A 25,769-nucleotide genomic window follows, 5' to 3' on the forward strand; every position below is an offset into this window, starting at 1 on the left:
CTATACAGAACAAAGGCCCTGCTGAAGCAGGGCCTTTGCATGGGGTACACATTCAATTATACGATAAGTGCTCTGGATACAATAACCAACAGGATGAAGAGAACCAGAATCGTCCCTGTGGAAGTCCAGAAACCACCATAACCTACGCCACCTACGCCATTTTCATATCCCGACATTGTTTTCCCTCCTTTTTAAATATAGAACATCATATTACGGTTCGCCTGTGAACGATCGGGACATTCGCGGAGAGGGGCGAAAATGGGTATCCGTTCCCCCAGTACTTTTGCTGGAGAGGAGGTGGCGGCTGTAGCCCAGTTCACGCCTAATCAAGCCAAACGCCATTTGCATAAGATGAAATAAGTCGATTTAAAAGCAGGTGGTGCTCTTGGGAGGAAAAAAGAGGAGACAATACCAAAGAATCCAAGAAAATGACCTTTCCTCGGACGACTTGGCCATTATCGGCGCCGGGTTCACCGTGCTTGGAGATATTTTCGATTTGCTCTCCCTGATGAAACTGAAAGAGGAAAAATCGCAGAATGGCGGTGGCTTTGAGGAGACACTGCTTGACGATTTCATATTGCACCGAAGCAACCCTGAAAATAAGGATAATAATAGAATCAAAAGCAAAAATAAAAAGAAAAAACGGAAATAAATAAAGGCGCCGGAGTGAGCTCTCCAGCGCCTTTAAAAGGTTAACGTGACAACTTGGCCACTTTTAGCCTCCATCTCCGCCATTTCAAATATACGAGTACCAATAGTAACGCCCCCAGCCCAATAAAGAAAAACTTTAAATATTTCTCAATCAGGTCGATGGCAACTTGCCACTGTTCACCAAACACCAAGCCGATGCTTACAAAAACCGTGACCCAAAGTGCGGCTCCTGTGTAAGCATATAGGGCAAAGGTTCGAAAAGGAATGCGCATAATGCCTACAAAATAACCAAAAAACTGCCTTACACCCGGCACAAAGAAACTGATTAACAGCATTCGATTGCCGTACTTCTCATAGACCCGCCTCGTCTTCTCTAAATGGGAAGGCTTGACCATAATCCACTTGCCATAACGTTCGATCAACGGCGCGCCGACCCGATGTCCGACGAAATAGGTAATCGTCACCCCGATCACCGCTCCAGCATATCCGGCGAGGATAGCCGGCAAGAAATCCAGCACGCCTTTATAAGCCAAATATCCTGTATAGGTCAGCGTCGTTTGACCTGGAGGCAGCGGCAGCGCAATAAAATCAATGGGAAGTCCGAGCAGCAGAACAAAATAGCCGTAATGCTCAAACATCCTTTCAATCCAATCCAAAACGTTCATCATCCAAATCTCCTTTAACCAATACCAGGCGCTGCCCACGCCAATTGAGTCCACTCTTTATGTTATCAGTATATACGGAGATTTTCCAATCTAAAAGAGTCCGCAGACGGGGCGATTCCCCGCCCCGGGTCCAGTCCTGATTTAGTGGGAGATGGAGAGAAGAATTTTTATCCGAAGCGGCCGCTGATATAATCGTCTGTCCGTTTCTCGGATGGATTGGTAAAGATTTTGGTCGTATCGCCGTACTCGACCAGTTCCCCCATGAGGAAGAACGCCGTTTTTTCCGACACCCGAGCCGCCTGATGCATATTGTGCGTGACGATGATAATGCAGTATTCCTGCTTCAGCTCGGCGATCAGCTCTTCAATTTTGGCACTGGATACCGGGTCCAGCGCCGACGCCGGTTCATCCATCAGGATAATGCTTGGATTGACCGCAATCGATCGGGCGATGCACAGTCTTTGCTGCTGGCCGCCGGACAGGGCCAAGGCGGAGCTGTGCAGTCGGTCCTTCGTTTCGTCCCAAAGGGCCGCTTTGGTGAGCGATTCCTCAACGATCTGATCCAGCTTCTTCTTGTCCCGAATCCCGTGGTAACGCGGTCCAAAAGCGATATTTTCATAGATGGACTTATGGAACGGGTTTGGCCGCTGCCATACCATGCCGATCTTTTGGCGCAGCAGCACGACATCGGTCTTCGGATCATTGATATTGTCGTCCCCGATCCAGATTTCCCCCGTGATCTTCGCCCCGCGGATCAAATCGTTCATCCGATTCAGGCTGCGCAGGAATGTGGACTTGCCGCAGCCCGAAGGGCCAATCAAGGCGGTTACCTGCCGGGAAGCGAAATCGAGCGATATATTTTTAACGGCTTGTTTCTCTCCGTAATAGACGCTTAAGTTTTTCGTAGATAGTTCAATATTTGACACTTGGCTTCGCCCTCCTATTTCGTCGCCGTAAATTTCTTGAGCATCACGCGTCCGAGCCAGCGAGCCAGCAAGTTAAACACCAGCACGGTCAAAATCAGGACGGCCGACGCACCGGCGGCAATTTCAGGCGCATCCGGCGCCAAGCCTTCGGAATTGATCTTCCAGATATGAACCGCCAGCGTCTCCGCCGGACGGAACGGATTCAGCGGGGACGTAGGGCTCAACGGATTCCAGTTGCTAAAGTCGAGCCGCGGACTGCTCATCCCGGCCGTAAACAACAGGGCAGCTGCTTCGCCGAACACGCGGCCCGCCGCCAAGATCGTCCCGGTCAGAATCACCGGCATGGCGATCGGCAGCATCACCGATTGGATCGTTTTCCATTTGGACAAGCCCAGCGCCAAGCTGGCTTCCTTTTGCGCCTGCGGCACGCTGGCTAACCCTTGCTCGGTAATCCGCACCATCAGCGGCAGGTTAAAGATCGTCAAAGCTAACGCCCCTGAGAACAGGGAGAAGCCAAAGCCAAACAGGTTCACGAGAACGAGCAGACCAAACAAACCTACCACAATCGATGGAAAAGAGGATAAGACCTCAACAATCAAACGGATAAAATCGGTGATTTTTCCCGGCTTGGCGTATTCGCTCATATAGATCCCCGCACCGATCCCAAGCGGAATCGTGATGATCATGGTCAAGACCAAGAGGAACAGGGAATTGAACAATTGCGGGCCGATCCCGCCACCTGCCTTAATCGTTTCAGGAGGTGACGTGAGAAAATCGAAACTGATATGACCCAGCCCCCGGACTAAAATAAAGCCGAGTAACCCCGCCATAATCAAGACAATTAAGCCAGCTAAAGCGATAATAACAACTGTTGCGATTTTGTCGACGGTTTTGGCGCTCATCGTTTTGCTCTCCTTTCCAGCCAACGCACGATAAAGACGAATACAAACGTCATCAGCATCAAGATTAGTGCCAGCGTCCAGAGGACGTTATTCTGCGTCGTGCCCATGACCGTATTCCCCATGCTCAGCGTAATGACGCTGGTCAAGGTCGAGGTGGATTCAAAGAGCGAGCGCGGGATATGCGGCGCGTTCCCGATCACCATCTGCACCGCCAGGGCTTCCCCGAAAGCCCGAGCCATGCCAAGGACCACCCCGGTCAACAAGGACGGCATCGTCGTCGGCAATACGGTCCGCGACAAGGTTTGCCAGCGCGTAGCGCCAAGGGCGTAGGAACCTTCTTTCAAGCCGGGAGGCAGGGCAGACAGGGCGTCGGTGGCGATCGACGTGATCGTCGGCAATATCATGATCGACAGTACGGTCGCTCCCGCCAAGATCCCCAGACCTTGTCCCGGAAAAATATCCCTGTAAAAAGGTACGATGATACTAAGCCCCACAAAACCATACACGACCGAAGGTATCCCGGCCAGCAGCTCGATGACCGGCTGCAAATACTTCTTGCCGAACTTCGGCATAATTTCAACCATAAACAATGCTGCGCAAATGCCAAGCGGTGCTGCGATCAGCGCCGCCAGAATCGAAGTGCTGAACGAGCCCAAGATAAACGGCAGGGCGCCAAACATCGGCGGCTCCCCATCCGGCTTCCAGTTCGTGCTGCCGAAAATTTCACCTAGTGAGATTCCGTCTTGAACAAAAGTGCTTAACCCCTTGGTTGCTACGTAATAAACCATCGAGAAGATCGTAACCACCAGCAATACGATACAAAATGAAGCGTAAATTTTGCCGGTCCATTCCTCGACGATATGCGGTTGTATTTTTTTTCTTCCGCCGGACTGAGCCATGAAACCTCTCCCTTTAAGAACAGCACAGAAAGAGGCAGAACCGTCCGCCTCTTGCCGCACTGATATGATGTTATCGAATCTGCTGGTTATTTCTTCGTGATGTTGCCGTCAACATCGCGTTCCACTTGCATTTTGCTGATCGGAATATAGCCAAGCTCTACTACGTCGCCGTTGTCGCCTTGAACATCCGAGGAAACCATGTAGTCCAAGAAGGCTTTCACGACATCGTTTGGCTCGCCTTTCGTATACATGTGCTCATAAGCCCATACCGGATAAGTTCCGTTTGCTACGTTTTCTTCCGTTGCGTCCACGCCTTCGTACTTCACAGCTTTGACCGTATCGTCAAGGTAGGACAAGGCCAGATATCCGATCGCCCCCGGCGTTTCGCCAACCAGTTTCTTAACCGTACCGGAGGAAGCTTCTTGGATCGAACCTTGCAGGTCCTCTGTTTTTGTACCCAGCGCATATTTCTCAAACGTTGCCCGAGTACCGGAGCTCGACGGACGGTTTACGATTTGAATCGCTTGGTCTGGACCGCCAAGATCTTTCCAGTTGGTGATTTTACCCGTGAAAATTTGAACCAGTTGGTCTTTCGTCAAATTGTCGACCGTGATGTCTGGGTTCACGACAGCTGCCATTGCTACAACGGCAACTTGATGGTCAACCAGTTCGCTGGCTTGAGCCGCATCTAATTTCTCTTCTGCGAAGACGTCGGAGTTCCCGATATCTGCCTGGCCTCCGGAAACTTGCGTCAACCCTGTGCCGCTGCCGCCGCCTTGAACTTGTATAGAAACATTCGGATTTTGATCCATGAATTTTTTCGAAGCTTGATCTACTAAAGGTTGTAAAGCCGAGGAACCTACCGCCAAGATCGACCCGGAGAGTTCCGATGTCGCTGCATTCCCCCCGTTGCTCGCGGATGCTTCATCCGTAGTGCTTCCGTTGGTGCCGGCGGTGTTGTTTGGTGCCGCGTTGTTTTGACCGCAAGCTGCCAGCGCGAAGCTCAGCATCAAAGTCAAAACCAATAACATACTCTTTTTCATTGTTTAGGTTTCCCCCTTAATTGATTTACAGTTTGATTATAGAAAGCGAAGATCAATCCAGTGTTCTCGTTTTGTAAACTTTGTGTAAAATGCGAGGGAATCCTGAGCCTTTAGGTTTATTCTTTGCAAAAAATAAAAAAACACTCGCGCCAACCGGCGAAGAGTGTTTTGAGAAATGAAGCTATTCGTTGACCCCTGTATTTTTGGACAGCAGTCCTTTGAGTTCTTTCATAAACATGTTGATATCTTTAAATTGTCGATACACCGAGGCAAACCGCACATAAGCAACTTCGTCCACCGGGTAGAGCTGCTCCATCACCAATTCCCCGATTTGCCGGCTCTCAACCTCAGCGTTCGCCGAGTGGCGCAGGGACCGTTCGACTTCGGATACGATAGATTCCAGCTGTTCAACGGAAACCGGACGTTTCTCGCAAGCTCGAATCAAACCGCGCAGCATTTTCTCTCGGCTGAACTCCTCGCGGCTTCCATCCTTTTTGATCACGATCAACGGCACTTCTTCCACCATTTCAAACGTTGTAAACCGTCGATTGCATTTCTCGCATTCCCGCCGGCGGCGGATCGAACGGTTCTCGTTCGCCGGTCTCGAATCCAGCACTTTGGTGCCTAAATAGTCGCAATAAGGACATTTCAAGCTAGAACACCTCCCCTTAAAATAACGTCATCACGGCTTGTCACACCGGATGGCAATAAATTACTGCAAAATCATGTGATTGAAATTCATAGTCCGGCACATAATACTGTTACCAACCACAAGGAGGTGAACAAATCATGGCCCAAAATAATAACTCTTCGAACAACCTGGTGGTTAGACAAGCATCCGGAGCTTTGGATCAAATGAAATATGAAATCGCTCAGGAGCTTGGCATCTCTTTCCCACAAGACGGATATGCTGGTAACCTGACTTCTTACGAAAACGGTTCGATCGGTGGTTACATCACGAAACGTTTGGTGACTCTGGCTGAACAACAGCTGGCAGGTCAATTCAAATAACCGATCAACTGAAGAGAGCATTGGCTGGCGTAGGCCGGTCAATGCTTTCTTTTGTTATCACCTTAGGCCCCCTTAGAAATCATCATAAATCTTCAGATATTGTTTATAGTAGTGGGTTACCCGCTGGACATAATGTCGGGTCTCGCCAAACGGGATATTTTGCACCGTCTCCAATCGTCCGTCCCATCGCCCGCTCTTCAGCCAATTTTTCACATTGGTTGGTCCGGCATTATACGCAGCGATCATGGCGATGTTGTTGCCGTCGAATTGCTGGGACAGCGATCTCAGATACCAGGTGCCGATCTGGATATTCGTTTCCGTCTCGTTACGGATATCATCCAGCGTCGTTTCGGGCAACTTCGCTTTGGAAATTACCCACTCCGCCGTATCCGGCATGATCTGCATAATCCCGAGCGCGCCTTTCCGGGACTCCACTCCTGATTTGTAGTTCGTCTCCACCTTAATGATCGCCGCAACCATAAACGGATCCAGGCCGTTGTTCTTGGCATGCCGCCGAATTTCTTCTTTATAGTGAATCGGATAAAACAACGAAAGCCATGCCGAATTAAAAAAGATAAGGGTGATGAAACCGATAAACAACAGAAGCAAGACTCTTTTTTTGCGAAGCCACCTCATCGTAGTCCCTGATCCCGCCAAAAGTCATCTATCTGTCGCTTCGTTTCCTCAAGTCCACCGCTGTTATCAATCAAAATATCCGCCCTCTCTTTCTTGATTTCGATATCCATTTGGGCGTTGATCCGCTGCTCGGCTGCCTCCTTCGACAGCCCGTCCCTCAACATCAACCGGGTTAACTGTACCTCGCGAGGGACATAAACAACCATAATCCGTTCATAGAGCGGATCAAGCCCCGATTCATAAAGCAGCGGAATATCCGCTACCACCAATCTGTGAGGATCCGCTGCTTCCAGTTCTTCCATGCGCTGCTTCATTTCAGCACGAATCGCCGGGTGCGTTAAGGCCTCCAGCGCCTTGCGCTCCTCCGGGTTCGAGAAGACGATCTCGCCAAGCTTCTTGCGATTTAGCGTCCCATCGGCGTTCAACACGCCCGGGCCAAAACGTTCGCTGACGGCGGCCAATACCGGGTATCCCGGTTCCATAATCTCTCTGGCGATCACATCCGCATCGATGATGGCAGCTCCGCGCTCGGCCAACAATCGGGAAACCGTACTCTTCCCGGTTGCGATGCCTCCAGTCAGTCCGATGTTCATACCCTATCCACCTCACAAATCTCTCTCATTTAACCTTGCTTGGTGCGTGCGCGTGTGCTTGTCCGATATGGCGGCTGACAGTTCGGGCAAAAATGAGTGCCCCGCCCTCCTACGACAGTCTTCACCACCGGCCCTCCGCAGTTCAGACAAGGCTCTCCTTGGCGACCATACATCCGCAAGGAATGTTGGAACATCCCCATTTCCCCTTGTCCGTTCACATATGATTTGATGGAGGAACCCCCTGCTTCTACCGCTTCGGTTAACGTCTCAATGATGGCGGTATGGAGCCGCTCCAACTGTGTCTGGTTCAGCTTGTCCGCCGGATATTCCGGATGGATGCCCGCCCGAAACAATGCTTCATCTACATATATATTCCCCAAACCAACGATGTATTCCTGGTTCAACAACGCCGACTTAATTTTCGTCGTTCTCCGGGAGATTTTGTCTTGGAAGGCTTGAAGGGTAAACGACTCCTCCAGCGGCTCCAATCCCAGCTTCACCAGCGGCTTGTTCGTAAACTCCTCCCCAGGAGCGAACAGATGCATCGTCCCAAACTGGCGTACATCCTTGTAGCGGAGCTCCGTCCCGTCCGTGAACCGGAAGATGACATGGGTATGCTTCTCCACCTCTTCACCGGTCTGATACACCCCGTAACGCCCTTCCATCCGCAAATGGGAGACGAGCACCAGGCCGTCCATGATGATCCGCAAAAATTTGCCGCGGCGTCCAATTTCTAAGATGGTATGGCCGGCAAGCTCGGCTTCAAACCGACGGATATCATCCGGCCGTTGGATGATGCGCGGCAGAAACACCTGCACGCTTTGGATCGTCTTGCCCACGATCAATTGGGTTAAGGTCCGTCGGACCGTTTCCACCTCCGGCAATTCCGGCATATCCTCTCACCTCAATCTAAGTTGTTGTCGGGGGTGGCGGAGCTTACTTCGCTTCGTACCAATTTAATCCGCTCGATACTTCCGCTTTTAATGGTACGGAGAGCTCTAACGCTTTCCCCATCGTTTCCGGAACCAGCTTGCTCATAAGTTCCAGCTCTTCCGGCGGCACCTCGAACACCAATTCGTCATGCACCTGCAAGAGCATGCGGCTCTTTAATCCGTGCTTATGCAGTTCCTCGTCCATGCGTACCATCGCCAACTTGATGATATCCGCAGCTGTCCCCTGAATTGGCGTATTCATCGCCGTCCGTTCCGCGAAGGAACGCAAATTGAAGTTCGAGGCGTTAATTTCCGGCAGATAACGGCGACGCTCAAGCAGCGTTTTCACATATCCATCACGCTTCGCAGTCTTCACGATCTCATCCATGTAACGTCGAACCCCTTGGAAGGCATTAAAATATTGCTCAATAAAGCGAGCTGCTTCCTTCCGCGTAATGTTCAGGTTCTGGGACAGGCCGTAGTCGCTGATCCCATAGACGATGCCAAAGTTAACTGCCTTCGCCGAGCGCCGCATATTGGCGTCCACCTGATCCGGGCCTACGCCAAACACGTCCATAGCCGTCTTCGTGTGGATGTCCATATCGTGCAGGAACGCTTCCTGCAGCCCCGGATCCCCGGAAATATGCGCTAACACCCGAAGCTCGATTTGCGAGTAGTCCGCGGACAGAATAAACCATCCTTCCTCAGACGGTACAAATACCTTACGGATTTTGCGGCCTTCCTCCAACCGAATCGGGATGTTCTGCAGGTTTGGATATTGGCTGCTCAAGCGGCCGGTAGCGGCAATCGTCTGCCGGAAATACGTATGCACCTTGCCGGTCTTCGGTGAAATTTCCTTCAGCAGCCCCTCGACATAGGTCGATTGCAGCTTGGCCAACTGGCGGTATTCCAAAATAAACTGCACGATCTCATGATAAGGCGCCAGCTTCTCCAGCACTTCCGCATCTGTGGAGTAGCCGGTTTTCGTCTTCTTGATGACCGGCAGGCCCAGCTTATCGAACAGAATTTCCCCTAATTGCTTCGTGGAATTGATATTAAACTCCTGGCCGGCGATTTCATAAATGCGCGCAACCAATTTATGGATTTGGGCTTCAAATTCTACACCCAGTTCTTTCAAGGCTTCCTTGTTAACGGCAACCCCTTGCTTCTCCATATCGGCCAAAATCCGAGACAGCGGCATTTCCAGTTCATAAAATAATTTCTCCATCTCGTATTTCGCCAAGTCCTCACGTTGCAAAGGCAGGATCCGCAGCAATGCATCCGCCTTGCGGGCCAGATGACGACTTAACACTGCCTGCTCCGGCACTTTGAACTTCGCGCCTTTGCCATACACCTCGTCGTCTCCAGGTACCTGCGGCAGCTGGTATTTCACAGCCAGCCCGCTGATCGTCTGATCACTCTCCGTCGGATCAAGCAAATAAGCCGCCAGCTGAACGTCGTGCTCAGCTCCAGCAAACGCTACACCATGCCAGAACAGCACCAAGTCAGCCCGGTGCAGATCATACCCGCGCTTGGGCACCTGATCGTCCGCCAGCCAAGCACGTACATCTGCCGCCTCCTCCGCTTGCAACACGTCAAAAGGCAAGTAATAATGACGGCTGGCCGTAGACAGCACCATCCCCATCATTTCGGCCTGATGCGGGTTCTCCCCGTGGGACTCCACGATGATTCCCTCGATGTTTGGCAAATCGGCCGTAAGCTCCTGAAGGTTGTCCAAGTCCACCGTGGTCACCTGGATGTCCACCTGCTCCGCGCGAGCTCCTTCACCGCTTGCATGCTCGCCGCCGGCAAAGTTCATCCGCTCCAGCAGCGACTTAAACTCCAGCTTGCGCAGCATCGGCACCGCGGATTCCTCCGGAATGCCGTCAAACTTCATTTCCTCCCAGGAGCGTTCAATCGGAACCTCGCGGAAAATGGTTGCCAGCTGCTTGCTCATGCGGGCATCGTCGGCGTGATTCACCAGATTTTCCTTCATCTTGCCCTTCAATTCGTCGGTATGGGCCAGCACTTCCTCAACGGAACCGTATTGATGCAGCAATTTCAAAGCCGTCTTCTCGCCGATTCCCGGTACTCCCGGAATATTATCGGACGTATCTCCCATCAGCCCCTTCAAATCGATGATTTGCAGCGGCTTCAGTCCATATTTCTCTTCGATTTGCTGCGGGCCGTAAGGCTCAACTTCACTGACACCTTTGCGCGTTAACGCCACTTTCACCCGATCGCTGACGACTTGCAGCATATCCTTATCCCCGGTCACAACCAGCACTTCGTGACCAGCCTCTTCCGCTCGTTTGCTCAAGGTGCCGATAATGTCGTCCGCTTCGTAACCGGACAGTTCAAACCAGGCGATGCCAAAGCTCTCCAGCAGCTCGCGCATCAGCGGAAATTGCTCGGACAGCTCCGGCGGCGTTTTCTCGCGTCCACCCTTATACTCCTGATACCCTTCATGTCGGAACGTCACCTTGCCCGCATCAAAGGCAACCAACATATGGGTAGGGCGTTCCTCCTGGATCAGACGCAACAGCATATTGGTGAAACCGTAAACGGCATTCGTATGCAATCCGTTGGAGTTCGTAAGCGGCGGCATCGCAAAAAATGCCCGGTAAATGATGCTGTTCCCATCTATAAGAATCAATTTTTCCATACGACACCTCGTCCACATTATTCTACCTTATCCTATGATAACACAGGGGCCATCTCGATAACACCAAAGCCGGTCTTGGAAAAGAAAAACCGGCCGCAGCCTGCGTAATTTCGCAAGCTGCGACCGGTTGGACGCACGTAAAACTCCTCTTGAAAGTTATTGATTCAGGTCCGGACGATGCCCGGTCACCAGGTAAACGGCACTTTCCCCGATATTGGTTGCATGGTCGGCGATTCGCTCGATGTATCGGCCTACCAACGTCAGCAGCATCGCCTGCTGGAGGGATTCCGGGTGATTGATCATATATCCGTACAACTCTTGAATCATCTGGCTGTACAGGTGATCCACTTCGTCATCATCCTTGGCCATCTTATAAGCCAGATCGGTATTCTCATCCAAATACGATTGCAGCGATTCTCGTACCATTAGAACAACCAGCTCGGACATCTTCGGGATATCGATGAGCGGCTTGATTAATTTCTGGCCTTCCAGCCGCAGGGTGACCTTCGCGACATCGATGGCCAAGTCGCCCATCCGCTCCAAATCGCTGGAAATTTTAAACGCTACAATAATCCGCCGCAGGTCCTTGGCCACCGGTTGCTGCGTCACGATCAGGCGCGAGCCGATGTCCATCACTTGCTCCTCCATTTTGTTCAGCTCGACATCGCGTTCAATGATCGTTTTCGCTTTGGCCGAGTCCAGCGCCTGCAGGGCATGGATTGCCTCCGTCAGCGCCGCTTCTACATGCTCGCCCATCTTTCTCAGCAGCTGCCGTAAATCCTCCAGATTCTGATCAAATTCCTTTCTTTGAATCATCTTGCTGCAGCCTCCTTGTTATCCGAAACGACCGGAAATGTAATCTTCAGTGCGTAGATCCTGCGGCGTGGAGAAGAGCTTCTGCGTATCATCCGCTTCCACAATTTCTCCGTTCAGGAAGAAGACCGTCTTCCCCGAGATGCGAGCCGCCTGGTGCATGTTATGAGTGACCATCACAATCGTATAGTTATCTTTTAATTGCTGCACCAGCTCCTCAATTTTGAGGGTAGAGATCGGGTCCAGCGCTGAAGTGGCTTCATCCATAAGCAAAATATCCGGCTGCACGGCGATCGCCCGAGCGATGCAAAGCCGCTGCTGTTGCCCGCCAGACAAACTCAGTGCCGACCGTTTCAGAAAATCCTTCACCTCGTCCCACAGTACAGCCTGGCGAAGGCTGCGTTCCACGATTTCATCCAGCTCCGCTTTATTCTTGATGCCGTGTAACCTTGGACCGTAAGCTACATTGTCATAAATCGATTTCGGAAAAGGATTGGGCTGCTGAAACACCATCCCTACCTGTTTGCGTAAAGCCTCTACCTCGACATCATCACTGTAGATGTCCGTATCGGAAATTCGGACAACCCCTTCAATCCGCGTGCCCGGAATCATATCATTCATCCGGTTCAATGTGCGGAGAAGCGTCGATTTTCCGCAGCCGGAGGGGCCGATGAATGCGGTGATGGCTTTTTCCGGAATATCCAGGGAAACGTCCTTTAACGCATGGAATCGGTCATAGTATAGGTTTAGTTTTTGAATCCGGATGATCGGTTTCATTGCAGCTCTCCTTCACCAAAAATACGTCTATGTCACCGGTCCACGTCTCGAAGAAGCGGTTACAGACCGGGGAATGCCAGCAAACTTGAAGCACGGTGCCCGCCAATCGCGAGCCCGTGCTAGTTCTTGATCGATTTAGTTCCTGTACACATATTCTCGATTTATCTTGTGTCAATCAATTGAATTCTATCGCACTTATGTAAAATGACATGGGCTACATTGTAAACGGAGTGTAAAAATTTACGAAAGTGATGTTAAATGCTGCAGCTCCATGAGCACAATTCGCGTTCGCTCGGCCGCCATTTCGGATGAGCGAAACATCTCCTGGCTGCGCTGCTCTGCCACCCGAGCCGACTCCACCAGCGATTGGAACGTCCCGTCCGCGTTCACAACCCGCTCATGACTCTCCGCCATCTCCTCCACAGTTGAAGTGGCGGTGGCAGCCGTTTGCTGAATGAAGTGATTTACAGCCCCCAATGTCTCGCTAATTTCCTCTGAGAAGCGCTTGGTCTGCAAGGCTAGCTTACGAACCTCGGAGGCGACGACTGCAAAACCGCGGCCGTGCTCGCCGGCATGTGCCGCTTCAATGGAGGCGTTCATCGCAAGCATGCCGCTTTGGTCCGCAAGGCGGCGGATATGATCCGCCACTGATGAGATCTGCTGCATCTGCTCCAGCAGCTTGGCCATTTGCTTCTCTTGGAAACGAGCCATCTCAAGCACCCGGGTAAACGACGCCTTGACAGCTTCAAGCTCTTGCCGCCCCTCCAACGATAATGCGTTCATCTGTTCTAATTCCTGCCAGCTTCGTTTTGCCGATTCCGCCACATCTCCCATCGAGTATTCGATCTCTACGATCCGGTCCCGGCTGTCACGCACCGCCGCCTGCCTCGCTTCATCCGCCTCCCGCTGCAGCTCCCGGGACATCTGCATCAGATCCTGAATCGTCAGGATTCCGTAATATTTCCCTTGATCGGTTAAGATCAGACCATCGTAGAAGGAGGTTCCCTCCCTTCCCAACGCCAGATCCAGCAGTTCACCAGCAGGCGTATCACCTTCGCAAATCAAAGGTTGCTGCTCGGCAAACTGAAATATTGCGACTTCATAAAAGAGATCAGCAGCAAACCGACCCGCCATATGGCGAAAAAACCGATCCCTCATCAACAGCCCCAGAGGTATGTGATCATCATCACAAACCACGATACACGGAAGCTCAGGCTGACGTTGAAACTGCCCCATCACCTGACGACAGGGAACCTCCGGGCCAATAACCGGTACTTTGCGACAGAAAGAACGGGCTTCCACCGTTGTGATCACTTTACTGCCTGCTCCTGCCTGCCCTCCATTCGAGCGTTCCTCATACCTCACCGATGCCGCACGGTGAATCTCGCCTGCTTCGCCGCTTGCTGTCCCGCTCTTTGTCTCTTTATCTGTCGAGCTTTCCAGCACTGCTATGGCCTGTTTAACCAACCTGCTTCACTCCCCCATATGTAAACACTGCGTTCAATCTAATCATAGAGGGAGAATATTAAGTCTTTGCACCTAGGATGTTAGGTCTATGTAAAAAAAAAAGAACGTCCACCCTCAAAGTTACATGATGGACGCTTGCTTCTTATTGACAACCAGCTTATAGCCGACACCGCGAATGGAATCGATATGCACAGACTGCGGATCCAGCTCCAGCTTCTTGCGCAGTGAGCTGACGTGCACATCCACCGTCCGCTGTCCTCCAATATAATCAAATCCCCACACGGCGTTCATCAGATCGTCTCGAGTCATGACCACACCGGGCTTGCGGGCCAAGTACAACAGCACCTCAAATTCCTTAGGTCTCAGCGTGATAGGTTCCCCGTTCAGCGTCACCTCGTATTTCTCGGGGTAGATCGCCAAGGGGCCCAGCACGATATGGGAAGTATCCTGCTTGGCTGGCTGCTCGCGTTCTTCCTGGCCGGTGGAACGGCGGAGAACAGCAGCAACGCGAGCCAGCAGCTCCGCAACGCCAAAGGGCTTCGTGATATAATCGTCAGCACCGGATTTCAAGCCTTGGACGACCTCTTCCTCCGCATTTTTGGCGGTCAGAATAATCACTGGCGTCTTCACGCCCTCGCTGCGAAGCTTCGTCATGATCTCGAAACCGTTCATGCCCGGCAACATCAAATCAAGCAAGATCAGATCAAAATCCTGCCGAAGTGCGGTTTCGTAACCGGTTTGCCCGTGATCCTCTACGATAACTTCATAGCCTTCGTTCGTCAGGTTGTAAGACAAAAGCCGGGATAACGTCGGTTCATCTTCGATAACCAATAGACGTTGAGTCATAGTACCCTCCATTTGTTAGCGGTACAAGTTCATGTCTGAACCAATATCACTTTAATGACAAGCCCAGCATATCACGGCAATGTTAACGTAGTGTAAAGTTCAACAAAAAACGGTTTACATTTTAGGAACTGACCCCCGTTTGTGAGACAGGGATCAAAAACACCTTGCAAGTTAAGCAGCCAGTTGTCGATAATCAATCGGTGACTGGTTGTTTAGTTTTGTTTGAATGCGAATTGAGTTATAGTAAGTAATGTAGTCTCGAACGACCTGTTCAACGATTGCTGTCGTTGTACTCGTTAAACCTTCGAGATAGAACGTTTCAGACTTTAGCGTGGAATGAAACGATTCGATGGGGGCATTATCAGCGGGCGTTCCCTTGCGGGACATGCTCATGGTAATGCCCTTTTCCTTTACAGCTTCCTGATACGCCTGGGAAGTGTAGACACTCCCCTGATCGCTGTGAAGTATCGTACCTGGTAGATTGGGCAGCTGACGGAGTGTGTCCAGTACGAACGCAGTGTCCTGCTTGTCAGCTATACTGTATGCCACAACTTCTCCGTTAAACAAGTCTAGGATACTTGATAGATACAACATTCTTCCTCCAAACGGTAAATACGTAATATCCGTAACGAGTTTTTGCATAGGTTGATCGGCCTCAAATTGGCGTTTTAGCAAGTGTTCTGCTATATAGGCTGGCTGCCCTGTAGGTTTGCGTTTCTTGACTTTGACACGGCATTGCAGCTCTTCACGCTGCATAATCCGTTGCACTCGTTTATGGTTAATCGCTTGTTCTTTCCGAAGTAGAGCGGTGATTTTACGGTATCCATAACGAAATTTATGCTGCAAACAGAGTTCGCGGATTTTCTCTACCACAGGATCGGCATCCCTGCTTCCATACTTATCCTTCCAGCGATAGTAGGTAGCACGAGAGAGTCCCGCCCAGGCACAGGCTTGTGCCACGCTAACTTCTCCTTGGATCGATTTGATCCATTCCACTACAATCTTTGAGGATACCCCCTTTCCATCTCGTTGTACTTTTTTAGGAGATCTAGCTGCTGTTTCAAAAACCTATTCTCTGCCTTTACTTTCTCTAATTCTGACGTATATTCCGGTCCTTTGCCGTAGCTATATTGTTTACCTACAGGCTGCTCAAACCGATGTATTTCTCCGTTACGATACCATCGCATCCATGTTCTCACTTGAGAATCATGTCGTATGTTCAATTGCTCCATAACTTCTTTCACTGGGATACCAGCCATTCTCATTTCAATAGCCTTCATCTTAATCTCTTTTGGGTAGCTTACTCGGGTTGCCAACGAAAAAACACCTCCAAGGTTGTCTCCCATATCATACGACATGGTTGCATTCTCTTGAAGGTGTTTTTAATTTGTCTCACACTATGGGGTCAGTTCCTTTATTTTATGGTCCCCGGATCGTTCTTAATCATCCAAAGAATGCATCAGAGGCAGCTCCAGAATAAACGTTGTCCCTTCGCCTACCTTGCTCTCCACGCGGATGCTGCCGCGGTGCAGATCGACAAGGTGCTTGACGATGGACAAACCAAGTCCTGTCCCGCCGGAGCTGCGAGATCTAGCTTTGTCCACCCGGTAGAACCGTTCAAAGATTCGCGGCAAATCCTTCTTCGGAATGCCAATCCCCGTATCGCTGACGAGAATACGCACCTTCTCCTCGTCCCCGCCTTCGCCTATGATGCTAGCGGATACTCGCACTTTCCCGCCTTCCAGGGAATAGCTGATCGCATTGGACAGCAAATTCATGAAGATTTGCCGCAGCCGGTCTTCGTCCGCTTCGATAAACAAATGCTCGGGCACGTCATGCGACATCGAGATCGACTTCTTCTCCGCAGCCGGGAGAAGCACCTCATACAAGCTGTCAAACAGCTCGCTCAACTGCACAGGCGCGTACTCCAGCGGTACTCGCTTCGATTCGATTTTGGACAGTTCCAGCAGGTCGCCAATCAGCCGGTTCAGCCGGTCGCCTTCGTCATAGATGATCTGCAGAAAAGAACGGGTGGTTTCCTCGTCCTTCACCCCGCCGGCAAGCAGCGTCTCGGCAAAGCCCTTGACCGCGGCAATAGGTGTCTTCAATTCGTGGGACACGTTGGCTACGAATTCGCTGCGCATCCGTTCCAGCTTACGAATTTCGGTAACATCCTGCACCAGGAACAACATGCCGCGATAGTTGCCATTATCCTCAAACATCGGCACCCCGTCGAAATGCAAAATTTTCTCTTCGGGATCATAGACATTACGTTCTTCCTGTACCGCTTCCTTCCGGGCGATGCCTTCCTCCATAAATTTCACGAATTCGTAATTTCGCTTAAGCTCCTGATACGGTTTGCCCAATACCATCTCGCCCTTCGTATGGAGGATGCGTTCTGCTTTCCGGTTAATCAAGGCGACATGCTCAGTGGCATCGACCATAAGAATACCTCCGGTCATATTGGCGAGGACGCTTTGCATCAAATCCTCGTTATCTCGGATCAGCTTAAGCTGCTGCTGAAGGCTGTCCGCCATTCCGTTAATCGCCATGCCCAGCTGACCGATTTCGTCCTTCCGAGCCAATTTCACTCTAGCGTCGTAATCAAAACGGGAAATCCGGTGAGCTACGCGAGTAATTTGCACCAGCGGCCTTGTTAATCCCGAAGCCACTCGATAGCTCACCAGCCCCGCGATGAGGAATAAAACAAGCAACGCGCCAAAAAGCCACATCCAAGCTTGGGCAAGCCCTTCCTCCACCTCAGCCAAACTCATCGAAAGCCGAATATAACCGTCAAATCCGCCGGCGGTCACGCGTTGAGCGACATACAGCATATTTTGGCCAATCGTATCGCTGTACCGAATTGCACTCCCGACGTTCCCGCCTGCTGCAGATTCAATCTCCTGACGATGGGCATGGTTATCCATATGCTCCGGGTCGGATTCCGAATCACCAATAACGTTCCCGTCCAGGGTGATGAACGTGACCCGGGAACCGGTCAGCTCTTCGAATTTCTTCGCTTGACGTTCGTAGTAAGCCTCAGCCTCGGGATTCCCTTGGGCGGGAACGAAATCCACAGTAGCTTCCAGCAAATTAATTTCCCGGGCCATATTTTCTTCTAGCGCACGAATGTGCATATTCTTAAACATCTGGGCCATCGTTAGTCCGGCGGCCAACATGGAAATGCCCAGCAAAATCATCAGGATGAGGGTTAGGCGCGAGCGAAAGGTTTTCATGGTTATTTAAACACCGGATCCTTAAATGCGGCGAGCTTCGCCAACGAATCCTTTTCCACGCCTTCATGCAAGCTGTCCCCGTGCGAATCCATCGTCACGATCGCTGCAAAACCTTCGACCTCCAGGTGCCACATCGCTTCCGGAACACCAAATTCCAAGAAATCAACGCCGTTGACCTTCTTGATACATTCCGCATAGTACTGTGCTGCCCCGCCAATCGCGTTCAAATACACGCCGCCATGCTCTTTCAAGGCAGCCAGCGTCTTCGGCCCCATGCCGCCCTTACCGATTACGGCGCGAATGCCAAACTTCTTCATGATATCCCCTTGATACGGTTCTTCGCGAATACTGGTCGTTGGTCCAGCCGCCTTCACGTGCCATCCTTCCTCGTCTTTTAGCATAACTGGTCCACAGTGATAAATGACCGCACCGTTCAAATCCAGCGGAGCGTCATGATCCATTAAGTATTTGTGCAGCGCATCCCGACCAGTGTGCATTTCCCCATTGATGATGACTACATCTCCCACCCGCAGGCTGCGGATTTGCTCTTCCGTTACCGGGGTTTGCAGCACTACTTCTCGGCTGGCTGGCGCAGGTGTCCCTTCCGCAGCGGCTTCAGTTGCAACCGACTCAAATTCGTCCTCAACCGGCACCTCGCTGCCACGTTCATAAAGCCATTCCCGAATTGCGCCGGTTGCTGGATCAATCTCCACGCCCTGACGGCGGAACGCCCAGCAGTTATAAGCAACGGAGACAAAGAAACTTGCCGGAAGCCGATTTATCGCCCCGACTTTGCAGCCCAGCAGGGTAACCTCTCCGCCAAAGCCCATCGTTCCAATCCCCAACTGGTTGGCGGTTTCCATAATATATTTTTCAAGTCGGTCCAAATCCGGATTAGGATTCACGTCATCCAGCGGGCGGAACAATTGCTGTTTAGCGAGCTCGTATCCTGTCGTCCGATCGCCGCCGATGCCCACGCCAAGGAATCCTGCGCTGCATCCTTGCCCCTGCGCTTGGTACACGGCATGCAGGATGCATTTACGAATACCGTCAAGGTCACGTCCGGCTCGGCCCAGTCCCTCTAACTCGGTTGGAAGGCTGTACTGGATATTTTTATTTTCGCACCCGCCGCCTTTTAAAATCAGCCGGATGTCAATCGAATCCTGTTCCCATTGCTCGAAATGAATGACCGGCGTCCCCGGACCCAAATTGTCTCCACTGTTCGCTCCGGTGAGTGAATCCACCGAATTGGAACGCAGCTTACCTTCTTCCGTGGCACGCTTCACCGCAGCGTGAATCGCCTTCTTCATTTCAATTTGATTCGCCCCTACCGGCGTGTGAATCATAAACGTGAGCATCCCGGTATCTTGGCAGATCGGTGAAACTTGCTCCTCTGCCATCCGAATGTTCTGCGCAATGGTTGACATGGCCAACCCGGCCCGTGTCGCCCGGTTTTCTAAGGCACGGCCCCGATTCACTGCACGACGAACGTCGCCCGGCAATTTCGTTGAAGCTTCCACAATCAATTCGTATACGCTTTCTTCAAACTGGTGCATGATCCAAGAATCCCCTCTCCCTGCCATCTTGTTAGTACCTTTGGCGCAAAATATGATTCATCCCATGATGTCGTTAACATATCGCATTCTTTAGATTCATAATAACATAAGAACTCGATTCGGTTGACGATTTCTGTCCAAAATCAGCTCCGAATTCAGTGAGATTTATCACTGAACAATTTCTATAAAGGGCTGATTCTGCGAAAAAAACGGATAGAACCCTCAAGCTGTTCGGTCCTGTGCCGAATTTCCTGAGGGTTCGATTACATGAATTGATCCAATCTCAGAATCTTAGCCTGAAGGCTAGCCGTTGACAATCTCACCGCCGTTGATATGCAGCACCTGGCCGCTCATATACGAAGAATCATCCGAAGCCAAGAAGACGTAAGCCGGAGCCAACTCCTCCGGTTGACCAGGCCGTTGCATTGGCGTTGTTCCACCAAATTCGGATACTTGCTTCGCATCGAAGGTAGACGGGATGAGGGGCGTCCAGATCGGTCCCGGGGCAACAGCATTCACCCGGATGCCTTTGCTTCCAACAACGTTCATCGATAACGCCCGCGTGAAGCTGACAATTGCCCCTTTCGTGGCGGAGTAGTCAATCAGCTGCGGGTTGCCTTTATAAGCCGTTACCGATGCCGTATTAATAATTGAGCTGCCCTTGCGTAAATGCGGCATCGCTGCCTTCGTCAAATAAAACATGGAAAAGATGTTCGTCCGGAATGTCTTCTCCAGTTGTGCCGCCGAAATGGCTGTAATGTCTGGCTGCGGATGCTGCTCAGCCGCATTGTTCACCAGGATGTCCAAGTTTCCGAGCTCCTGTACCGTCTGTTGTACCGCCTTCTCGGCAAATGCTTCGTCGCCGATATCACCGGCGATCAACAGGCATTTGCGTCCTTCTTGTTCGACTTCCTGTCGAGTCACGTTCGCATCCTCGTGTTCATTTAAGTAAACGATGGCCACATCGGCACCCTCTTTAGCGTAAGCTACCGCCACCGCCCGGCCAATACCGCTGTCACCTCCGGTGATCAACGCCACTTTGCCCTTTAGCTTGCCTGCTGCCTTGTAGTTCCCTTCATATTCTGGACGCGGGTGCATCTCGGATTCGATACCTGGCTGATGGTTTTGATGCTGAGGCGGCAAGGTTTGCTTCGCTTGTCCATTACCTGCCATTGCTGCATCCTCCTTTACGGTAATTGGTGAACCTCGGTACGAACGTACCTGTCCACTCACTCACCTCTTAGGATAGCCTGACATCCCCAGCTTATCCGTCTATGATTTCCAATGGACCCCGAATCGTTCAAACAACCATGCTGCATCGTGCTTCCGCAGGGAAGCAAATTTCTCCTTCCGAGCTAATGCCAGTGGGCTGAGCTGTGCTGCTTCCAACAACTCTTCGCCAAACGCCTGATTCACCTGTTCCCTACAAACCGAAGTCAGTTCATCCCCAAAATGTAAGTTCGCAAGGGTCAGTAGATCCACACCCCACATTTCCCGGCTATTGTCATAGGGGAAATTCTGACGGAAGACTTGCATTAACGTCACATCCGGGACAATCTGGCAGGTTCTCCCCTGCAACCAGAGCCTCAAGGAAAATTCCGCCGTCTCCACATCCTTGCCGAAAAAGCCGTCCACCAGCCCCTCCATCTCGCGAAACGTACCACGCCCGACGGCAAAGCATTCCCAAGACAACCACGGGATGTCCAGGTTCTGATCTGCACGCTGGATCGGGTAGCGGCGCAACAAGCCAATCATCCCTCCGACCTCCTTGCTGGCCGGGACGGTGGAACGTTCACTCTTCTCAAAAGCCGGGGATACGGCATCGGCTTGTCCCTGCATAAGCGGCTCCAACAGCCGCTCCATCCATCCGTCATCATAATATAAATGAGAGCCGCTGAAGATCAGATAATCCCCCCTAGCATGCGCTGCACCGAGATTACGCGCCGATGTTCCGGGCTCCCCCTTGATCCGTTGAAACGGCTGATCAAACCGATAGTTCATCAAGAAATCACAGCACCCGTCAATCGAACCTTCATCAACGATGATCACTTCATACGGCAAGGTCGTCTGCGACACTTTCAAAGATTCCATCGTCGTGTACAAATCGATTCCATTATTCTTGACTGCGATAATAATTGATACTGATGTTGATGAGGAAGACATACATGATCTCCTTATATTTAGTAAGAATAAATAATAGGATATAATTTAGTAAATCCTGTAATTCCATAATAACCCAATTCGTACTTTCAGTAAATACAAACAAAACCTGTAGTTTATTATCTTTCCAACAGGTTCTAACTTAAGGTAAATACAGGAGGGGTAATATGGATTACGAGGCATTGGGGAAAAGGCTGCGTCAAGAACGGCATAAAATGCACTTGACCCAGGAAAAACTCGCCGAACGCATTGAAGTTTCGGACGCATACATAGGGCAAATCGAACGGGGAGAACGTAGTCTATCCCTGGAAACGCTGGTGAAATTGGCGAATCAATTGGGTGTTACCGTTGATTATTTGCTCCACGATTCGATTGAGATTAGTGACGATCATTTCTTGGATCAGATCCAACAGATCGTCATGAACCGTTCTACGAAAGAGAAGCAACTGGCGCTCGATATTTTAAAATTAATGTTCACCCATTTGGACGAGTTGAAAAAGGCGAATCAAAGTCCTTCCTGAACTTAGCGCCAACGCTGTTTAAACAGCGTTCAACAAAAAGACCTGACGGTAAATATACCGGCAGGTCTTTTTTTGATCCATTAAATGATGGTGCTGAACACCATAAAGAACGAAATGAGCAACACCGTCACAGAGAGCAGAGCGCTTAATGTACGAAGCTTCCCTTCCTCTGCCGTCACCGTTTGATTCTTGCGAATGCCATCCAGCGCTAAACGCAGCGGCTTGCCCATAATTCCGCTAAATGCACCGATCGCTAAATACAAGATCACGATCACGATCATCCATGCGACGGAATAATCGCCTTGTCCAATCAAATAACCGCCCGTCAACAATTGGATGATCAGCCCGATTTGAGCGTATCGGTTCAAAGAGATCACTGCTGATACCGTACCCTCCTGGGCTGCCAGCGATAATTTGCCGATCCGGCCGAGTACAAACGGCAGAACCAGATAGAAGCCAAGCGCCAATGCGCCGACAATATGTAGGAATAACATAACTTGGTACATGAACGTAACCGTCCTTTCGTGTCAATTACATTTATTATAATCTATTTTCTTTATGGATGGAAACAAAGAATGGTAACCAAAGAAATTGCTGAATTACAAGGTAAAAAAGCCCTCCCTGCCAAACGCTAGGGAGGGCTTACTTCAACGGAGATTGTCCTGCTGTAGCTTAAAATGAACGATTACATGTTTTTGATGACATGATCAGCAAACTCGGAGCATTTCACTTCCGTTGCTCCGTCCATCAAGCGGGCAAAGTCGTAGGTCACCGTTTTGTTGTTAATCGAAATTTCCAAGCCTTTATAGATCAAATCCGCAGCTTCTTGCCAGCCCAGATGCTCCAACATCATGACGCCGGACAGAATGACGGAGCCCGGGTTTACCACGTCGAGATCGGCATATTTCGGAGCTGTACCGTGGGTGGCTTCGAAGATCGCGTGGCCGGTGACATAGTTAATGTTAGCGCCTGGCGCGATACCGATACCGCCAACTTGTGCAGCCAAGGCATCGGACAAGTAGTCGCCGTTCAGATTGAGCGTAGCGATGACGTCAAAATCCGTCGGCCGCGTTAATACTTGTTGAAGCGCAATATCGGCAATGGCATCTTTCACGATAATCTTGCCTTCGGCTTCTGCCGCCTTCTGTGCTTGGTTCGCTGCATCCACACCGGACTGCTCCTTAATCCGGTCGTATTCAGCCCAAGTAAACACTTTATCGCCGAATTCAGCTTCCGCTACTTCATAACCCCAATTCTTAAACGCGCCTTCCGTAAACTTCATGATGTTGCCTTTATGCACCAGAGTCACGCTCTTACGGCCGTGCTTGATTGCATATTCAACCGCTGCACGGACGAGACGCTTCGAACCTTCTTCCGAAACCGGCTTGATCCCGATACCGGACGTTTCCGGGAAGCGGATCTTCTTCACGCCCATTTCGTTTTGCAGGAAGGCCAGTACTTTCTTCACTTCCTCGGAGCCTTCTTTATACTCGATGCCGGCATAGATATCCTCGGTGTTCTCCCGGAAAATCACCATGTCCACGAGCTCAGGATGCTTCACCGGAGACGGCACGCCTTGGAAGTAACGGACCGGACGGAGGCAGACGTACAGGTCCAGCTCCTGACGGAGCGCTACGTTCAGCGAGCGGATACCGCCGCCGATCGGCGTTGTCAACGGTCCTTTAATGGCCACGATATACTCACGGATCGCCGTCAGCGTATCTGCTGGCAGCCACTCCCCGTATGTATTGAAGGCCTTCTCGCCGGCGAACACTTCATACCAAGCGATTTTCTTCTCACCGCCGTAGGCTTTCTCCACGGCGGCGTCGAGTACACGTTTCGAAGCTTTCCAAATATCACGGCCAGTCCCGTCGCCCTCAATAAACGGAATGATCGGGTTGTTCGGCACTTGGAGCTTCCCATTCTGAATTGTAATTTTCTCGCCTTCAGTAGGAAGATCAAACTTTTCGAGTTTCAACATTTTTTACGTTTTCCTCCTTCAAGTCTGTTTGCTGCATCTCACGGTCTCCATTTTACCACAATGTTCCTTGGAGCTCCCGTATTGCGGTTTATCTTAGTTCGATAGGAATGTATTTCTGATTGGTCGCACCGGTATATTCCGCACGAGGACGGATCAGACGGTTATCTTCCAACTGCTCCAGAATATGAGCTGTCCAACCGGACAAGCGGCTGATGGCAAAAATCGGCGTAAACAGGTCACGCGGAATGCCCAACATCGTATAGACGGAAGCAGAGTAGAAGTCAACGTTTGGCTTCAGCCCTTTTTGCGAAGTAACCAACTGTTCCACTTTGACAGAAATATCGTACAATGTGCTATCGCCCTTCAGAATACTCAACTGGCGGGACATATTTTGCAGGTGTTTTGCCCGCGGATCGCCGTTTTTGTATACCCGGTGGCCAAAGCCCATAATTTTCTCCTTATTGGCCAGCTTCTTCAGAATATACGGCTCCGCTTGATCGAGCGTCCCGATCTCGGCCAGCATAATCATTACCGCTTCATTGGCACCGCCGTGCAACGGTCCCTTCAAGGTGCCAATCGCGGAGGTTACTCCGGAGTAAATATCAGACAGCGTTGCGATCGTGACCCGTGCAGAGAACGTCGAAGCATTCAACTCGTGGTCGGCATGCAGCACCAACGCTTGATCTAAGGCGCGAACGGCAATCGGATCCGGTTCTTCGCCCGTCAGCATATACAGGAAGTTGTGCGCGATCGATACGTTCTTGAGCGGAGCCACAGGCTCCTTGCCTTCCCGAATCCGGGCAAACGCGGCAATCAGAGTTGGAATTTGAGTTTGCAGCTTAATCGCCTTTAATTGGTTGCTTTCGCGGGAGTTGTCATTGGCGTTCTCATCATACAAAGCAAGAGCCGATACGGCAGTACGAAGCACTGCCATCGTGTTAGCAGTCTGCGGATACAGCTTCATCTGTTCTAGCACCGCTTCAGGAACTTCGGCATAATCGCTGAATTGCTGCCGCAGGCGGTCCAATTCGGCTTGATTAGGCAATTTACCGTACCACAACAAATAAGCTGTTTCTTCAAAACTCGCACGTTCCGCCAATTCGTCGATATTGATACCACGATAAGCGAGAACGCCATCATGTATGGAGCTGATCGAAGAGGTTGCCGCAACAATGCCTTCCAGGCCTTTCGTAGCTGTCATGATTCATCTCTCCTTTGTTAACATTTTGTGAGCAAACAAGCCCATGAAACACTCTCAAAATTGAAAGTTTTAAATTTTCGAAGTTAACCAATAACGGGCTTATAAATGCATTAATAGAGCTCCACCGCTTACTTCTTCATCATACTGGATTTCCGAAAACATGGGAACCGCTTCGACACCACCGGGTACATTAAATGATTTTATCACAACAATAAAGAAATTTTGTAAACGATTGCAGTTGTGCAATGAATTATATCACATATTCCAAAAAATGTGCATAGCGGAATA

26 protein-coding genes are annotated in these 25,769 nt (G+C 50.8%); 3 read left to right on the top strand and 23 right to left on the bottom strand.

Features of this window, described 5'->3' with window-relative positions:
• Positions 1 to 56 precede the first annotated feature (56 nt).
• On the bottom strand, positions 57 to 176 hold the full coding sequence (locus C812_RS22700; RefSeq protein WP_016312816.1) for a hypothetical protein: 120 nt from the start codon (positions 174 to 176) through the stop codon (positions 57 to 59).
• 203 nt (positions 177 to 379) lie between these two features.
• Between C812_RS22700 and C812_RS11440 the strand changes: the two genes are divergently transcribed.
• Positions 380 to 652 carry a hypothetical protein gene (locus C812_RS11440; RefSeq protein ID WP_244268331.1) on the top strand — a complete coding sequence of 91 codons (273 nt, stop codon included), beginning with the start codon at positions 380 to 382 and terminating at the stop codon, positions 650 to 652.
• A gap of 40 nt (positions 653 to 692) precedes the next feature.
• Here C812_RS11440 and C812_RS11445 read toward each other — a convergent pair whose 3' ends face one another.
• The 6 genes from C812_RS11445 to nrdR all read right to left on the bottom strand — a co-directional run bounded on the left by C812_RS11445 (position 693) and on the right by nrdR (position 5,738).
• Entirely contained in the window at positions 693 to 1,316 is a 624-nt protein-coding gene (locus tag C812_RS11445; protein ID WP_016312818.1) for a DedA family protein, read from the bottom strand.
• A gap of 167 nt (positions 1,317 to 1,483) precedes the next feature.
• Complete coding sequence (gene pstB, locus C812_RS11450; RefSeq protein ID WP_016312819.1) at positions 1,484 to 2,242, bottom strand: phosphate ABC transporter ATP-binding protein PstB; 759 nt, start codon at positions 2,240 to 2,242, stop codon at positions 1,484 to 1,486.
• Positions 2,243 to 2,256: 14 nt separating this feature from the next.
• Positions 2,257 to 3,144, bottom strand: a complete 888-nt coding sequence (gene pstA / locus C812_RS11455; RefSeq protein WP_016312820.1) for a phosphate ABC transporter permease PstA — start codon at positions 3,142 to 3,144, stop codon at positions 2,257 to 2,259.
• Positions 3,141 to 4,043 carry a phosphate ABC transporter permease subunit PstC gene (gene pstC, locus C812_RS11460; protein WP_016312821.1) on the bottom strand — a complete coding sequence of 301 codons (903 nt, stop codon included), beginning with the start codon at positions 4,041 to 4,043 and terminating at the stop codon, positions 3,141 to 3,143. The genes pstA and pstC overlap by 4 nt, the downstream gene beginning before the upstream one ends.
• Positions 4,044 to 4,129: 86 nt before the next feature.
• The gene (locus tag C812_RS11465; protein ID WP_016312822.1) at positions 4,130 to 5,086 is read right to left on the bottom strand and encodes a phosphate ABC transporter substrate-binding protein; all 957 of its coding nucleotides are present in this window, start codon (positions 5,084 to 5,086) and stop codon (positions 4,130 to 4,132) included.
• A 181-nt stretch (positions 5,087 to 5,267) separates the two neighbouring features.
• The gene (gene nrdR / locus C812_RS11470; protein ID WP_016312823.1) at positions 5,268 to 5,738 is read right to left on the bottom strand and encodes a transcriptional regulator NrdR; all 471 of its coding nucleotides are present in this window, start codon (positions 5,736 to 5,738) and stop codon (positions 5,268 to 5,270) included.
• 137 nt (positions 5,739 to 5,875) lie between these two features.
• Between nrdR and C812_RS11475 the strand changes: the two genes are divergently transcribed.
• Positions 5,876 to 6,097, top strand: a complete 222-nt coding sequence (locus C812_RS11475; protein WP_016312824.1) for an alpha/beta-type small acid-soluble spore protein — start codon at positions 5,876 to 5,878, stop codon at positions 6,095 to 6,097.
• Between the two features lie 72 nt (positions 6,098 to 6,169).
• On the opposite strand, the gene C812_RS11480 is transcribed toward C812_RS11475, so the two are convergent.
• The 13 genes from C812_RS11480 to C812_RS11545 all read right to left on the bottom strand — a co-directional run bounded on the left by C812_RS11480 (position 6,170) and on the right by C812_RS11545 (position 21,781).
• On the bottom strand, positions 6,170 to 6,733 hold the full coding sequence (locus C812_RS11480; RefSeq protein ID WP_016312825.1) for a lytic transglycosylase domain-containing protein: 564 nt from the start codon (positions 6,731 to 6,733) through the stop codon (positions 6,170 to 6,172).
• Positions 6,730 to 7,326, bottom strand: a complete 597-nt coding sequence (gene coaE / locus C812_RS11485; protein WP_016312826.1) for a dephospho-CoA kinase — start codon at positions 7,324 to 7,326, stop codon at positions 6,730 to 6,732. Before coaE ends, C812_RS11480 begins: the two co-directional genes overlap by 4 nt.
• 29 nt (positions 7,327 to 7,355) lie before the next feature.
• Entirely contained in the window at positions 7,356 to 8,219 is an 864-nt protein-coding gene (gene mutM, locus C812_RS11490) for a DNA-formamidopyrimidine glycosylase (protein ID WP_016312827.1), read from the bottom strand.
• Positions 8,220 to 8,262: 43 nt separating this feature from the next.
• Positions 8,263 to 10,923: a DNA polymerase I gene (polA, locus tag C812_RS11495; protein WP_016312828.1), complete on the bottom strand. Its 2,661-nt coding sequence runs from the start codon at positions 10,921 to 10,923 to the stop codon at positions 8,263 to 8,265.
• 156 nt (positions 10,924 to 11,079) lie between these two features.
• Complete coding sequence (gene phoU, locus C812_RS11500) at positions 11,080 to 11,739, bottom strand: phosphate signaling complex protein PhoU (protein ID WP_016312829.1); 660 nt, start codon at positions 11,737 to 11,739, stop codon at positions 11,080 to 11,082.
• 18 nt (positions 11,740 to 11,757) lie between these two features.
• Positions 11,758 to 12,513 (bottom strand): phosphate ABC transporter ATP-binding protein PstB, encoded by a 756-nt coding sequence (gene pstB, locus C812_RS11505; RefSeq protein ID WP_016312830.1) that lies wholly within the window; start codon positions 12,511 to 12,513, stop codon positions 11,758 to 11,760.
• Positions 12,514 to 12,753: 240 nt separating this feature from the next.
• Positions 12,754 to 13,980, bottom strand: coding sequence for a methyl-accepting chemotaxis protein (locus C812_RS11510; protein WP_016312831.1), 1,227 nt, complete (start codon positions 13,978 to 13,980; stop codon positions 12,754 to 12,756).
• Positions 13,981 to 14,100: 120 nt separating this feature from the next.
• Positions 14,101 to 14,826, bottom strand: coding sequence for a response regulator transcription factor (locus C812_RS11515; protein WP_016312832.1), 726 nt, complete (start codon positions 14,824 to 14,826; stop codon positions 14,101 to 14,103).
• A gap of 171 nt (positions 14,827 to 14,997) precedes the next feature.
• A protein-coding gene (locus C812_RS11520; RefSeq protein WP_157274712.1) for an IS3 family transposase occupies positions 14,998 to 16,142 on the bottom strand; the annotation gives its coding sequence in 2 pieces (ribosomal slippage) (positions 14,998 to 15,869 and positions 15,869 to 16,142; 1,146 coding nt in all).
• Between the two features lie 123 nt (positions 16,143 to 16,265).
• Positions 16,266 to 18,062, bottom strand: a complete 1,797-nt coding sequence (gene pnpS / locus C812_RS11530; protein ID WP_016312833.1) for a two-component system histidine kinase PnpS — start codon at positions 18,060 to 18,062, stop codon at positions 16,266 to 16,268.
• A gap of 2 nt (positions 18,063 to 18,064) precedes the next feature.
• Positions 18,065 to 19,618 (bottom strand): fumarate hydratase, encoded by a 1,554-nt coding sequence (locus C812_RS11535; protein WP_016312834.1) that lies wholly within the window; start codon positions 19,616 to 19,618, stop codon positions 18,065 to 18,067.
• Between the two features lie 303 nt (positions 19,619 to 19,921).
• Positions 19,922 to 20,791 (bottom strand): SDR family oxidoreductase, encoded by an 870-nt coding sequence (locus tag C812_RS11540; RefSeq protein ID WP_016312835.1) that lies wholly within the window; start codon positions 20,789 to 20,791, stop codon positions 19,922 to 19,924.
• 99 nt (positions 20,792 to 20,890) lie between these two features.
• On the bottom strand, positions 20,891 to 21,781 hold the full coding sequence (locus C812_RS11545) for a glycosyltransferase family 2 protein (RefSeq protein WP_016312836.1): 891 nt from the start codon (positions 21,779 to 21,781) through the stop codon (positions 20,891 to 20,893).
• Positions 21,782 to 21,945: 164 nt separating this feature from the next.
• Between C812_RS11545 and C812_RS11550 the strand changes: the two genes are divergently transcribed.
• Entirely contained in the window at positions 21,946 to 22,299 is a 354-nt protein-coding gene (locus C812_RS11550; RefSeq protein ID WP_009226752.1) for a helix-turn-helix domain-containing protein, read from the top strand.
• Positions 22,300 to 22,379: 80 nt separating this feature from the next.
• Here C812_RS11550 and C812_RS11555 read toward each other — a convergent pair whose 3' ends face one another.
• The 3 genes from C812_RS11555 to citZ form a co-directional block, all read right to left on the bottom strand.
• Positions 22,380 to 22,805: a hypothetical protein gene (locus C812_RS11555; RefSeq protein ID WP_016312837.1), complete on the bottom strand. Its 426-nt coding sequence runs from the start codon at positions 22,803 to 22,805 to the stop codon at positions 22,380 to 22,382.
• A 179-nt stretch (positions 22,806 to 22,984) separates the two neighbouring features.
• A complete protein-coding gene (gene icd / locus C812_RS11560) occupies positions 22,985 to 24,280 on the bottom strand; it encodes an NADP-dependent isocitrate dehydrogenase (RefSeq protein ID WP_016312838.1) in 1,296 nt (431 codons plus the stop codon).
• A gap of 88 nt (positions 24,281 to 24,368) precedes the next feature.
• Complete coding sequence (gene citZ / locus C812_RS11565; RefSeq protein ID WP_016312839.1) at positions 24,369 to 25,481, bottom strand: citrate synthase; 1,113 nt, start codon at positions 25,479 to 25,481, stop codon at positions 24,369 to 24,371.
• Positions 25,482 to 25,769 lie beyond the last annotated feature (288 nt).

This window comes from Paenibacillus barengoltzii G22, assembly GCF_000403375.2.
In the GTDB taxonomy this organism is placed as follows: Bacteria; Bacillota; Bacilli; order Paenibacillales; family Paenibacillaceae; genus Fontibacillus; species Fontibacillus barengoltzii.